Origin of the sequence: Saccharopolyspora karakumensis, from assembly GCF_004349225.1 — a bacterium.
Taxonomy (GTDB): domain Bacteria; phylum Actinomycetota; class Actinomycetes; order Mycobacteriales; family Pseudonocardiaceae; genus Saccharopolyspora; species Saccharopolyspora endophytica.
Genome location: NZ_SMLA01000027.1, coordinates 1 through 12,323 on the forward strand (window position 1 = coordinate 1; position 12,323 = coordinate 12,323).

The 12,323-nt window shown below is 70.7% G+C and carries 11 protein-coding genes; 5 read left to right on the forward strand and 6 right to left on the reverse strand.

Annotated features, from left to right (window positions below):
• The 3 genes from E1202_RS17905 to rhaI all read right to left on the reverse strand — a co-directional run.
• On the reverse strand, positions 1-1,376 hold a 1,376-nt coding region (locus E1202_RS17905; RefSeq protein WP_132684300.1), incomplete at its 3' end, for a rhamnulokinase.
• A gap of 12 nt (positions 1,377-1,388) precedes the next feature.
• Positions 1,389-3,431 (reverse strand): bifunctional aldolase/short-chain dehydrogenase, encoded by a 2,043-nt coding sequence (locus tag E1202_RS17910; protein WP_132684301.1) that lies wholly within the window; start codon positions 3,429-3,431, stop codon positions 1,389-1,391.
• Between the two features lie 36 nt (positions 3,432-3,467).
• The gene (gene rhaI / locus E1202_RS17915) at positions 3,468-4,634 is read right to left on the reverse strand and encodes an L-rhamnose isomerase (RefSeq protein WP_132684355.1); all 1,167 of its coding nucleotides are present in this window, start codon (positions 4,632-4,634) and stop codon (positions 3,468-3,470) included.
• Positions 4,635-4,868: 234 nt separating this feature from the next.
• On the opposite strand from rhaI, the gene E1202_RS17920 reads away from it, so the two are divergent.
• Positions 4,869-6,152, forward strand: a complete 1,284-nt coding sequence (locus tag E1202_RS17920; RefSeq protein WP_132684302.1) for an MFS transporter — start codon at positions 4,869-4,871, stop codon at positions 6,150-6,152.
• A complete protein-coding gene (locus E1202_RS17925; RefSeq protein WP_132684356.1) occupies positions 6,149-6,466 on the forward strand; it encodes an L-rhamnose mutarotase in 318 nt (105 codons plus the stop codon). The genes E1202_RS17920 and E1202_RS17925 overlap by 4 nt, the downstream gene beginning before the upstream one ends.
• Here E1202_RS17925 and E1202_RS17930 read toward each other — a convergent pair.
• Positions 6,463-7,266 (reverse strand): maleylpyruvate isomerase family mycothiol-dependent enzyme, encoded by an 804-nt coding sequence (locus E1202_RS17930; RefSeq protein WP_235878588.1) that lies wholly within the window; start codon positions 7,264-7,266, stop codon positions 6,463-6,465. The two genes, E1202_RS17925 and E1202_RS17930, sit on opposite strands and share 4 nt — an antisense overlap.
• 63 nt (positions 7,267-7,329) lie before the next feature.
• On the opposite strand from E1202_RS17930, the gene E1202_RS17935 reads away from it, so the two are divergent.
• The 3 genes from E1202_RS17935 (at position 7,330) to E1202_RS17945 (ending at position 10,636) form a co-directional block, all read left to right on the forward strand.
• Complete coding sequence (locus E1202_RS17935) at positions 7,330-8,508, forward strand: MFS transporter (protein ID WP_132684304.1); 1,179 nt, start codon at positions 7,330-7,332, stop codon at positions 8,506-8,508.
• 61 nt (positions 8,509-8,569) lie between these two features.
• The gene (locus E1202_RS17940; RefSeq protein ID WP_132684305.1) at positions 8,570-9,007 is read left to right on the forward strand and encodes a MaoC family dehydratase; all 438 of its coding nucleotides are present in this window, start codon (positions 8,570-8,572) and stop codon (positions 9,005-9,007) included.
• 54 nt (positions 9,008-9,061) lie between these two features.
• A complete protein-coding gene (locus tag E1202_RS17945) occupies positions 9,062-10,636 on the forward strand; it encodes a flavin-containing monooxygenase (protein WP_132684306.1) in 1,575 nt (524 codons plus the stop codon).
• A gap of 210 nt (positions 10,637-10,846) precedes the next feature.
• Here the strand turns inward: E1202_RS17945 and E1202_RS17950 are convergent, their stop codons facing one another.
• Both E1202_RS17950 and E1202_RS17955 read right to left on the reverse strand, forming a co-directional pair.
• Positions 10,847-11,041, reverse strand: coding sequence for a ferredoxin (locus E1202_RS17950; protein WP_132674593.1), 195 nt, complete (start codon positions 11,039-11,041; stop codon positions 10,847-10,849).
• A 36-nt stretch (positions 11,042-11,077) separates the two neighbouring features.
• Positions 11,078-12,301, reverse strand: coding sequence for a cytochrome P450 (locus E1202_RS17955; protein ID WP_132684307.1), 1,224 nt, complete (start codon positions 12,299-12,301; stop codon positions 11,078-11,080).
• Positions 12,302-12,323 lie beyond the last annotated feature (22 nt).

Below are 12,323 nucleotides of genomic sequence, written 5' to 3' on the forward strand. Positions count from 1 at the left end.
GGGTGGGAGTGCGCGACGAGGTGGCGGATTTCGGGGAGGTCGGCGACCTGGCCGGCGGCTTTGGCCTGGGTGAGGAGGTTTCCGGTCGCCGTGGCTTCGACCGGACCCGCCACGACGGGGATGCCCAGGGCGTCGGCCGTGAACTGGCAGAGCAGTTCGTTGCGGGCGCCGCCGCCGACGAGGTGGACGACGTCGACGTCCCGGCCGGCGAGCTCGGCGGCCTCGCGGACGGCGCGGCGGTGGGCCAGGGCGAGGCTTTCGAGGATGCAGCGGACCACCGCGCCCCGCGTCTCCGGCACCGGCTGATCGGTCTCGCGGCAGGCCTCGGCGATGCGGGCCGGCATCTCGCCGGGTGCCAGGAACCGGATGTCCTCGGCGTCGACGACCGCCGTCAGCGGTTCCGCCCGCGCCGCCTCGGCCAGCAGTCCGGGCAGGTCTTCCGAGGCCAGGCCCCAGGTCCGGAGGCTCTCCTGGAGCAGCCACAGGCCCATGATGTTGCGCAGGAAGCGGACCGTGCCGTCGATGCCGAGCTCGTTGGTGAAGTTCGCGCGGCGGGCCTGTTCGGTGAGCACCGGGGCGGGCAGCTCCAGGCCGGTCAGCGACCAGGTGCCGGTGCACACGTAGGCGAAGTTCGGGGACCGGGCGGGAACCCCGACCACCGCCGAAGCGGTGTCGTGCGAACCGACCGCCACCACCGAAGTGCCGGTCAGGCCGGTCTCCCCGGCCACCGACGGCAGCAGCTCGCCCACGACCTCGCCCGGTCCGCGCAGCGGAGGCAGCAGCGACGGGTCGATGCCCGCGGCCCGCGCCAGCTCCGGTGACCACTCGTGCGTCCGCGCGTCCAGCAGACCGGTGGTGGAGGCGTTGGTCAGCTCCGCCCCCACCTGCCCGGTCAGCCAGTACCCGATCAGGTCCGGGATCAGCAGCAGCACCTCCGCCGCCTCCAGCGCCGCGCCCTTCGACGCGGCCAGCTGGAAGATCGTGTTGAACGGGAGGAACTGAACACCGTTGCGGGCGAACAGCTCCGGAGCGCCGAAGGAGTCCACGAAGGACTGAGCGACCGCATCGGTCCGCGAGTCCCGGTAGTGGAACGGCTCGCCCACCAGCGAGCCCGAGGAATCCAGCAGCCCGTAGTCGACCGCCCAGGAATCCACCCCGACCGACACCGGCCCACCGGCCTCGCGCAGCCCGGTGAGCACCTCGCGGAACAGCCCGACCGCGTCCCAGTGCAGCCCGTCCGGCAGCGGCACCGGGCCGTTGGCGAAGCGGTGCACCTCCGCGGTCTCCAGCCGCCCGGCGGTGAGCCGTCCGAGGACGACCCGCCCGCTGGACGCGCCCAGGTCCACCGCGGCGAACGTCGGCGACTCCGTTGTCATCGGCGCACTCCCTCAGCGCAGGAACGCCGCGGCGACACCCGCGTCGACCGGCACGTGCAGGCCCGTGGTGTGCGTGAGGTCCCCGCCCACCAGCGCGAACACCGCTGCCGCCACGTGCTCGGGCAGCACCTCGCGCTTGAGGATGGTGCGCTGGGCGTAGAACTCGCCGAGCTCGTCCTCCTCCACGCCGTAGACCTTCGCCCGCTGCGCGCCCCAACCACCGGCGAAGATGCCCGAACCGCGCACCACGCCGTCGGGGTTGACGCCGTTGACGCGAATTCCGCGCTCGCCCAGCTCCGCGGCCAGCAGCCGCACCTGGTGCGCCTGATCGGCCTTCGTCGCGCCGTAGGCGACGTTGTTCGGGCCCGCGAACACCGAGTTCTTGCTGGCGATGTAGACGATGTCGCCACCCGTGCCCTGGGCGACCATCACCCGCGCCGCCTCCCGCGAGGCCAGGAACGAGCCGCGCGCCATCACGTCGTGCTGGAGGTCCCAATCGGCGACCGTGGTCTCCAGCAGCGGTTTCGAGATCGACAGGCCGGCGTTGTTGACCACCAGGTCCACGCCGCCGAAGGCCAGCGCCGCAGCGCGGAAGGCCTCGGTGATCTGGTCTTCGTCGGTGACGTCGACCTGCACCGCGACGGCCTTGTCCGGTCCGCCGAGCTCCTCGGCCAGCGCCTGGGCGTTGTCGAGGTCGAGATCGGCCAGCACCACGCACGCGCCCTCGGCCGAGAGCCGTTGCGCGGTGGCCTTTCCGATCCCCGAGCTCGCCCCGGTGACCAGCGCGACGCGGGTCGCCAGCGGCTTGGGCTCGGGCATCCGGGCGAGCTTGGCCTCCTCCAGCGCCCAGTACTCGATGCGGAACTTCTCCGCCTCGTCGATCGGCTGGTAGGTGGAGATCGACTCCGCGCCGCGCATCACGTTGATCGCGTTGCGGTAGAACTCGGCGGCCACCCGCGCGGTCTGCGCGTCCTTGCCGAAGGAGAACATGCCGATCCCCGGCACCAGCACGATCGCCGGATCCGCACCGCGCATCGCAGGCGAATCGGGCTCGGCGAACCGGTCGTAGTAGGCGCGGTAGTCCTCCCGGTAGCTCTCGTGGAGCTCCTTCAGCCGGGCCACCACCTCGTCGAACTCGGCGTCGGGACCCAGGTCGAGCACCAGCGGGCGGACCTTGGTGCGCAGGAAGTGGTCCGGGCACGACGTGCCCAGACCTGCCAGGCGCGGGTGGTTCTCGCGCGCCAGGAACTCCAGCACCTCCGGCGCGTCGTCGAAGTGGCCGACCTGCGGGCGGTCGGTGGAGGCCAGACCGCGGAGCACCGGAGCCAGCTCGGCCGCGCGCCGCCTGCGCTGCTCCTCCGGCAGCGGCTCGAAGCCCTCGATCACCGGTCCGAACGGCTCGGGCCCGCCGCGCTCGGCGATGAACTTCTCCGCGGTGCGGATGATGTGCAGCGAGTTGCGCGCGCACTCCTCGCTGGTCGCGCCCCACGCGGTGATCCCGTGGCCGCCCAGCACCACGCCGATGGCTCGCGGGTTCGCCTCCTTGATCGCGGCGATGTCCAGTCCGAGCTGAAAACCGGGACGCCGCCACGGAACCCACGCGACCAGGTCGCCGAAGCACTCCGCGGTCAACGCCTCACCCTCGGCGGCGGTGGCCAGCGCGATGCCGGCGTCGGGGTGCAGGTGGTCGATGTGGGCGGCCTCGACCAGTCCGTGCATGGCGGTGTCGATCGACGGTGCCGCGCCGCCCTTGCCGTGCAGGCAGTGGTCGAAGGCGGCGACCATCTCGTCCTCGCGGTCCACGCCCGGGTAGACCTCGGCCAGCGCCCGCAGCCGGTCCAGCCGCAGCACCGCCAACCCCGCCTCGGTCAGCGTCCCCAGATCGCCGCCGGACCCCTTGACCCACATCAGCGGGACCGGCCTGCCGGTCACCGGGTCCGCGGCCTCGCCCTTGGCCGAGGCGTTGCCCCCGGCGTAGTTGGTGTTGCGGGGGTCCGCGCCCAGTTCGTGCGAACGCGCAAGCAGCGCAGCCACTTCGGGATGCGTCGAGCTCATGTCAAACCTCTCCGTGCTCGGCGGAACGGGAACTGCTCAGGCGCCCCAGCCCGCGGGGGTGCCGTCCTCGCGGCCGGCGATGATCTTCTCCGCGTAGCCGGAGCGGTGGTAGGCGGCGATGGGATCGGGGTCGATGCCCATGTCCTCGCGGACTGCGGCCAGCAGCGGGCGGACGTCGGTGTTGTAGGCGTCCATCAGCACCGCGTTGGCGCCGAGGACGTCGCCCTCGCGCTGCGCCCCGGCCAGGGCGTCGCCGTCCACCAGCAGGGCCTTGGCGGTGGCCTCCTGGACGTTGAGCACCGAGCGGATCAGCGCCGGGATCTTCGGCTCCAGGTTGTGGCACTGGTCGAGCATGAACGCGACGTTCGCCGATTCCTCCAGGGCTCCGGCCCGCACGATCTCGTGCATGATCCGGAACAGCTGGAACGGATCCGCGGCGCCGACCATCAGGTCGTCGTCGGCGTAGAAGCGGCTGTTGAAGTGAAAACCGCCCAGCCGCCCGCGCCCGAGCAGGAACGCCACGATGAACTCGATGTTGGTGCCCGGCGCGTGGTGCCCGGTGTCGACCAGCACCTGCGCGCGCTCGCCCAGGTCCAGGCAGTGGGCGTAGGAGGTGCCCCAGTCCGGGACGTCGGTGGCGTAGAACGCGGGCTCGAAGAACTTGTACTCCAGCAGCATCCGCTGGTCCTCGCCCAACCGGTCGTAGGCCGCGCGCAGGGCCTCCGACAGGCGCTGCTGGCGCTCGGCGAGGGAGTCCTGGCCGGGGTAGTTGAGACCGTCGGCGAACCACAGGCTCAGCGCGTCGGAACCCGTGGCGTCCATGATGTCGACGCACTCCAGCAGATGGGCCTGCGCCTTCCGGCGCACCGCCGGGTCGGGGTTGCAGATGCTGCCGAGCCGGTACTCGTCCTCCTGGAAGGTGTTCGGGTTGATCGCGCCCAGGGTCAAGCCGAGGGATTCGGCGTGCGCGCCCAGCGCGGTGTAGTCGTCGACCCGGTCCCAGGGGATGTGCAGCGCGACGCTGGGGGCGATGCCGGTGAAGGCGTGCACCTGGGCGGCGTCATCGAGCTTCTCGAACGGGTCGCGCGGAACGCCCTCCTGCAGGAAGGTCTTGAACCGCGTCCCGGAGTTCCCGTAGGCCCAGGAGGGGGTTTCGATCCGCTGCGCGGTCAGCGCCGCCTTGACGGTCTTGCGGTCGGCCATCGTCGCTCCAGTGCGCATCGCCAGTGCTTGAAACGTTTAAACCTGTCGTTCACGGTAGGCGGGCGACCTGGCGGGCGTCAATTCCCCGAAGAGGTTTTGCGAGAAAGGTGCTCGTCCGTTCGGACGCTTGACGGGTGTGGGGCTGCTCTCTAGTGTGCTCGCTGCATAAAACGTTTCAAGCACCGTCTGCGTCCCGGGTGCGGACGACGTCGATGAGCTGCATGAAGGACAACGATGACTTCATCCGCAGGCGTCCGTCAGAGCGAGCACGCCTCGTCAGGGCAGCACTGGAAATGGTCGTTCGTAGCGGCGATGGCCGGCTACATCGACGCGGGCTCCATCGTCGCCGGCTCCGTCGCGCTGAGCGTGTGGGTCCAGGCGTACGGGCTCACCGACAGCACCGTCGGCCTGCTCGGCGCGCTGAGCTCCAACGCCATCTCGGCAGGCGTGGGCGCGCTCGTCGGCGGCTACATCTGCGACCGGTACGGCCGCAAGAAGATCTACGCCTACGACCTGCTGCTGTACATGTTCGGCACGCTGTGGCTGATCTTCGCCGTCGACACCTGGATGCTGTTCGTCGGCTACATCCTTGTCGGCCTCGCCGTCGGCGCCGACATCCCGGCCTCGTGGAGCCTGATCACCGAGTTCTCCCCGGCCCGCAAGCGCGGCAAGCTCGGCGGCCTGTCCCAAGTCCTGTGGTCGTTGGGGCCGATCGTGACCCTGGCGCTGGGGCTCGCCCTGCAGCCGCTCGGGATGCTCGGCATGCGGCTGCTGTTCGCGAGCCTGTTCGTCGCCGCGCTGATCACCTGGTGGATGCGCCACGGCATCGGCGAATCCGCGCGCTGGGAGCAGGAAACCACCGACACCGGCCCGGTGAAGTGGGGTGCCGCGCTGCGGCCGCTGCTCACCGGCAAGGGCCTGCGGCTGTCGCTGATGCTCATCGGCATGTACGGCGTCTGGAACCTCTTCGCCGGCACCAACGGCTTCTACACCCCGTACCTGCTCAAGGCGTTCGGCAGCCAGAGCGACGCCGCCGGCGTCGGCCTGCAGTGCCTGTACTTCCTGCTGGTCGCGGTGTTCACCGTGCTGGTGTTCATGCCGTTCAACGACCGGTTCAACAGGCGGTTGATGCTGGCGCTGTCCACCGTGATCCAGGCGGGAGGCATGCTGCTGCTGGCCGTGCTGCCGCTGAACTTCGGCACCGCGCTCGGCTACATCGTGGCCATCGGCATCGGCGGTGGTTTCGGCGCCCAGCACTTCTTCCAGATCTGGTCCGGCGAGCTGTTCCCGACCAAGCTGCGCAGCACCGCCCAGGGGCTGATGTTCGCCGTCGTGCGCATCGGGCTCGGCTTCTGGAGCTTCTTCGTGCCGATCATCACCGCCACCGGGTTCCAGACGCTGGCCTGCATCCTGACCGCGTTCATCGTGATCAGCGGTGTCATCGGCGTCCTCTGGGGCCCGGAGACCGAGGGGCTGACGCTGGAGGAGATCGAGCAGGAGCAAGGGTGGGCCAGGTGACGCAGCGGATCTGCTTCGTCCTGCACGTCAAACCCGACAAGGTCGACGAGTACCGGCAGCGGCACCGCGCGGTGTGGCCGGAGATGCGCCAGGCGCTGCACGACACCGGCTGGCGCAACTACTCGCTGTTCCTGCGCCCCGACGGAACCCTCATCGGCTACCTGGAGTGCGAGGACTTCGAGACGTCCCGCGCGGCCATGGCGGAGACGGACGTCAACGCCCGCTGGCAGGCGCAGATGGGCGACCTCTTCGACGGGACCGTCGCGCCCGACGAGGCGATGCGGCCCGTCGAGGAGGTCTTCCACCTCGACTAGATGGTGAAGGCGAGGTGCCTGACGAGTTGCTCGCCGAGCACCTCGTCTCCGTCGAAATCGACGGAGGGCAAGGCCTTCTCGGGATCGACGCGGCCGCCGCAGAGCCGGGTGAACACGCCCAGCGGCAGCGTGATGCGGACCGTGGCGTCCCCGGGCAGCGACTCGACGACCTCCGCCCGGCCGTCCACCGCGACGTGCAGAGCGCGGGAACCGAGGTCGAAGGTGACGCTGGCGCCGTCCGGTGCGCCACCGCGCTTGCCGACGACGAAGCCCAGGGCCGTGGTGATCTCGTCGACCGACAGCTCCGCGCACGCGCCCCGCTCACCACCGGGCAGGCCGACGGCGTCCCGGACGTCCTGCTCGTGCATCCAGCAGTCGAACACCCGGATCCGCATGAACCGCGCGTAGGTCTGCTGACCGGCCGGGGTCATCGCCGGTGCGTGGAACTCCTCGTCCGGCATCGCGCGCAGCGACGCCAGCCGCGCGGCTGTGACCTCCCGGAACTTCGCCAGCACGGTCTCGTGGGACTGCGACCGGAAGTGCGCCACGTAGCGCTCGTTGCGGGCGCCGATGTCGTTGTGCACGTGCGGCAAGGACTCGACGTCCCCGCCGGCGTCCGGGGTCGGCTCACCGCTGAGCACCAGCTCGGTGCCGATGAGGTGCGCGGCGACGTCCCGCACCCGCCAGCCCGGCAGCGGCGTGCGCAGTTCCCACTGCGCGTCGTCGAGCCCGGTCAGCAGCCGGTCCAGCGCGTCCCACTCGGCGGCGAGCGCTTCCACGATCCGTTCCTTGTCCAGCACGCTCCGACACAAGCACCCCGCGCCCGTCGGGTCAACCGCGTTCGGTGGGGCAGACTGCGGGGCATGCGTTCAGGTGTGCAGCGCGGCGCGATCGCCGTGGTCCAGGTCTTCGGTCTGGCCGTGTGGTTCTCCGTGTCCGCCGTGGTTCCCACGCTGCGCCAGGAGTGGGGGATCAGCGCCGCTGCGGCGGTGTGGCTGACCGGATCGGTGCAGCTCGGGTTCGTCGCGGGTGCCGTCGGATCGTCATTGCTGAACCTCGCCGACCGGATCCGCCCGCACCTGCTGCTGGCCACCAGCGCCGCGCTCGCCGCCGGGTGGACGCTGCTGCTCGCGGGCGTGGTGGACGGCATGGCCGCCGCGATCCCGCTGCGCTTCCTGACCGGCATGTGCCTGGCCGGGGTGTACCCGGTCGGGATGAAGCTGATGGCCTCCTGGGCGCCGAGCCGGGGACGCGGCCTTGCGATGGGATTGCTGATCGCGGCGCTGACCATCGGCTCGGCGCTGCCGCACCTCATCGGCGGCCTCGGATCGCTGCCGTGGCGCGCGGTGCTGGTCGCCGCCGCCTGCACCGGGCTCCTCGGGGCGCTGGTGGCGGTGACCGTCGTGCGGCCGGGACCGCACCTCGCCGCCTCGGCGGCGGTGCACAACCCGCGCTACGCGCTGACGATGTTCACCGAGCGCGGTCCCCGGCTGGCCAACCTCGGCTACTTCGGGCACATGTGGGAGCTCTACGCGCTGTGGACGTGGATCCCGACGTTCCTGCTGGCCAGCGAGGCGGGCCGGAACCTGCCCGCCTCCACCGGGATCACGGTGTTCGTCACGATCGGCATCGCCGGTGCCCTCGGCTGCCTGCTCGGCGGGTGGGGCGCCGACCGCTACGGACGTTCCCCGGCGGCGGTGGCCGCGCTGGTGATCAGCGGTGCGTGCTGCGTCCTCTCGCCGCTGGCCTTCGACGCCGGGCCTGGCGTGCTGGTGGTGTTCTGCGTGGTGTGGGGTGCGGCGGTGATCGCCGACTCGGGCGTGTTCTCCACGTCGCTGAGCGAGGCCGCCGACCCGCGATTCGTGGGCACCGCGCTGACCGCCCAGACAGCGATCGGGTTCGCCCTGACCGTGGTCAGCATCCAGCTGGTCCCGCTGCTGGCCGACGCCGTGGGCTGGCGGTTCGCGTTCCTGCTGCTGGCGCCGGGACCGCTGGTCGGCGCGATCGCGATGGGCAGGCTCGGCTCGCGCCGGGCGCGGTGAGTGGAACCGCGCCGCTCGCGCTGGTAATCACGGGGTAGTCCGGCAGATCTACGGAGGCGTGATGAGCGACGTGTGGCCCAACGGCAAACCCGAGGTCGGCGAGACCGCCGAGCTGTCCCGCACCATCGGACCTACCGACATCCGGCTGTTCACCCAGATCAGCGGCGACCGCAACCCGCTGCACTACGACGTCGAGGCGGCCGAGTCCTCGCAGTTCGGCGAGATCGTGGTGCAGGGCGGGGTGACCAGCGCGGTGCTCAACGCCGTGGTGGCCGAGAAGCTTCCCGGACCGGGAACGGTGTTCCTCAACGTGAACTGGAACTTCACCGCACCGGTCCGGCCGGGCGACACCATCACCGGCCGCGTGCAGGTCGACGAGGTCCGCGACGACAAGCCCATCACGAAGCTGACCACCACCGTCAGCCGCGACGACGGCACGACGGTGCTGGAGGGAACGGCGGTCTGCTTCACCATGGCCATGCCCGGTTCGAACGGTTAGCGTGGTGAACGGCTCGCCGAAAAGCCCTGCGCAGCAGGTAGACGAGGAGGCCGCATGCTGGACGCGATCGTCATCGGTGCCGGGTTCTCAGGTCTCTACATGCTCCACCGGCTGCGCGGGCTCGGCATGTCCGCGGTGGTCCTGGAAGCAGGCGACGGGGTGGGTGGGACCTGGTACTGGAACCGCTACCCGGGCGCCCGCTGCGACTCCGAGAGCTACTACTACTCCTTCTCCTTCGACGACGACCTGCAGCAGGAGTGGCGCTGGAGCGAGCGGTACCCGCGCCAGCCGGAGATCCTGGCCTACCTCAACCACGTCGCCGACCGCTTCGACCTGCGCCGCGACATCCGATTCGGGGCCCGGGTCACCGCGGCGTCCTTCGACGACGGCTGGACGGTGCTCACCGAGCGGGGAGACGAGCTCTCCGCGCGTTTCCTGATCAGCGCGGTCGGATGCCTGTCCTCGGCGAACGTGCCGGAGATCCCCGGCCTCGACGGCTTCGCCGGCGAGTGGTACCACACGGGTCGGTGGCCGCACGAGGACGTGGACTTCACCGGCGAGCGGGTCGGTGTCATCGGCACCGGGTCGACCGGCATCCAGGCGATCCCCGTCATCGCCGAGCAGGCCGCGCACCTCACGGTGTTCCAGCGGACCCCGAACTTCAGCGTCCCGGCGCGCAACGCGCCGCTGGACGAGGAGTTCCAGGCCTCCGTGCGCGCGGAGTACGCCGAGATCCGCGCGCTGCAACGGGAAACCGGCAACGGCCACCCGTTCCGCATCTCGCCGCGCAACGCCGTGGACACCCCGCCGGAGCAGCGGCGGGAGGTCTACGAGGCGGCCTGGCAGCGGGGCGGCCTGCGCTTCCGCGCGGCCTTCAACGACCTGCTGAGCAGTCAGGACGCCAACGACACCGCTGCGGAGTTCATCCGGGAGAAGATCCGGGAGACCGTGCGCGATCCGGAGGTCGCCGAGCGGCTGCTGCCGCACGACCACCCGTTCGCCGCCAAGCGCCCGCCCATCGACACCGGATACTTCGAGACCTACAACCGCGACGACGTCACCCTCGTCGACGTCCGCGAGACGCCGATCGTCGAGATCACCCGGGGCGGACTGCGCACGACCGAGGCCGAGTACCCGCTGGACGCGCTGGTGTTCGCGACCGGCTTCGACGCGATGACGGGCCCGATGCTCGGCATCGACGTCCGCGGCGCGAACGGCACGCTGGCGGAGAAGTGGCGGGACGGTCCGCAGAGCTACCTGGGCCTGCAGGTGGCGGGGTTCCCGAACCTGTTCATCATCACCGGGCCGGGCAGCCCGTCGGTGCTGACCAACATGCCGACCTCGATCGAGCAGCACGTCGACTGGATCGCGCGCTGCCTGAAAGATCTGCGCGACAACGGGTTCGAGCGGATCGAGGCCACTGAGGAGGCCGAGCGGGCCTGGGCCGAGGAAGTCCAGGCGGCGGCGAACCGGACGCTGCTCCCGCAGGCGAAGAGCTCCTGGTACCTCGGCGCCAACGTCCCGGGCAAACCCCGGGTCTTCATGCCCTACGCAGGCGGCCTCGCCCACTACGCGGCCCTCTGCGACGAAGCGGCCAGCCAGGACTACGCGGGTTTCCACCGCTCCTGACTCACGGGCAGCGCGCGCTCGGGTTCGGGCGACATCGACCTCGACCAGCTCTGCCCGTCCCCGCAGTGCGGTTTCTCGTCCGCGGTGGAGGACAACGCCCTCACCTGCGAGGATCGGATCGCCGAGCTCCGGCTCATCGTCGAAACAGCCTCCGAGGTCTGGGTTGACGAGGTCCGCGGCGATCGTGCCGACGATCGCCGCGGACCTCCTTCAGTCCTCGACGGTGATGGCCAGGGCCGGGCAGACCGCGGCCGCGTGGTGGACGTCGTCGGCGAGCTCGGCGCTGGGGGAGTCGGTGAGCAGCACCGCGATGCCGTCCTCGTCGCGCTGGTCGAAGACGTCCTCGGCGGCCATGACGCACTGGCCGGAGGCGACGCACCTGTCCTGGTCGATGGTGACCTTCATGAGCGGGTTTTCCGTTTCGCGGTGGGGTTTTCGGGTTTACCAGGTGACGGGCAGCTCGTAGACGCCGTAGACGGCGCCGTTGTGCTTGAACGGGATCTCGTCGAGCCCGGGAACGGCCCGCAGCGTCGGGATCCGCTTGTACAGCGTGCTGTAGACGACCTGCAGCTCCATCCTGGCCAGCGGCTGGCCGAGGCACTGGTGGACGCCGAAGCCGAAGGCGACGTGCCTGCGGGCGTCGCGGGTGAGGTCGAGGCGGTCGGGGTCGTCGAAGACCTCCGGGTCCCGGTTTCCGATGTCGTTGGGCATGATGACGCCTTCGCCCGCGCGGATCAGCTGCCCGCCGACCTCGATGTCCTCCAGCGCGACCCGGCGTCGTCCGTTGTGCGTGATGTGCAGGTAGCGCAACAACTCCTCGACCGCGCCGGCCACGACCTGCGGGTCCTCGGTCTCGCGCAGCAGTGCCAGCTGCTCCGGGTGCTCCAGCAGCGCGAGGGTGCCCAGGGCGATCATGTTGGCGGTCGTCTCGTGCCCGGCGATGAGCAGCAGCACGCCCATCTGCGCGACGTCCGAGCGCTCCAGCTCACCGGCCTCGACCCGTGCGCACAGCCCGGAAAGCAGGTCGTCGCCGGGGTTGTCGAGCTTGCGGCCGACGAGGTCGTCCAGGTAGCCGGTGAGGTCGCCCATCGCCTCGGCGCGCTGCTCGGGCGTGGCGTCCCTGCGGATGATGACCTTGCTGTTGTCCTGGAAGAAGTCGTGGTCGGAGTAGGGGACGCCGAGCAGCTCGCAGATCACCAGCGACGGCACCGGCAGCGCGAACGCCTCGACGAGGTCCACCGGTTTCGGTCCGGCGAGCAGCGCGTCGATCTGGTCGTCGACGATCCTCTGCACCGCGGGTCGCATCGCTTCGATGCGCTTGACGGTGAACGGCGCGGTCACCATGCGGCGCTGCCGCGCGTGCTCCGGGTCGTCCATCAGGATGAAGCTGATCTTCGAGCCGCCGGGCGGCGCGGGCACGCCGCGCGGGTAACCGGGCCGGTCGGCGTCGGAGCTGATGCGCGGGTCGGCGAGCACCGCGCGCTGGTCGGCGTAGCGGGTCACCAGCCACGGCGTGGTGCCGTCGGCGAGCCGCACCCGGTGGATCGGGGTCTCTTCCTGCAGGGCCTTGAGCTGCGGCGGGGGATCGAAGGGGCAACCCGACGCGCGGGTCATCGGGTATTCCGGGATCTCCGCCTCGTCGGCCGGGCGCAGCGTGTTGGTCATGCCGACCTTCCTCGTGATCGTG

Coding starts and splice junctions, on each gene's coding strand:
- E1202_RS17910 (WP_132684301.1), bottom strand. CDS start 3,431: ATGAGCTCGACGCATCCCGAAGTGGCTGCGCTGCTTGCGCGTTCGCAC.
- rhaI (WP_132684355.1), bottom strand. CDS start 4,634: ATGGCCGACCGCAAGACCGTCAAGGCGGCGCTGACCGCGCAGCGGATC.
- E1202_RS17920 (WP_132684302.1), top strand. CDS start 4,869: ATGACTTCATCCGCAGGCGTCCGTCAGAGCGAGCACGCCTCGTCAGGG.
- E1202_RS17935 (WP_132684304.1), top strand. CDS start 7,330: ATGCGTTCAGGTGTGCAGCGCGGCGCGATCGCCGTGGTCCAGGTCTTC.
- E1202_RS17940 (WP_132684305.1), top strand. CDS start 8,570: ATGAGCGACGTGTGGCCCAACGGCAAACCCGAGGTCGGCGAGACCGCC.
- E1202_RS17945 (WP_132684306.1), top strand. CDS start 9,062: ATGCTGGACGCGATCGTCATCGGTGCCGGGTTCTCAGGTCTCTACATG.
- E1202_RS17950 (WP_132674593.1), bottom strand. CDS start 11,041: ATGAAGGTCACCATCGACCAGGACAGGTGCGTCGCCTCCGGCCAGTGC.
- E1202_RS17955 (WP_132684307.1), bottom strand. CDS start 12,301: ATGACCAACACGCTGCGCCCGGCCGACGAGGCGGAGATCCCGGAATAC.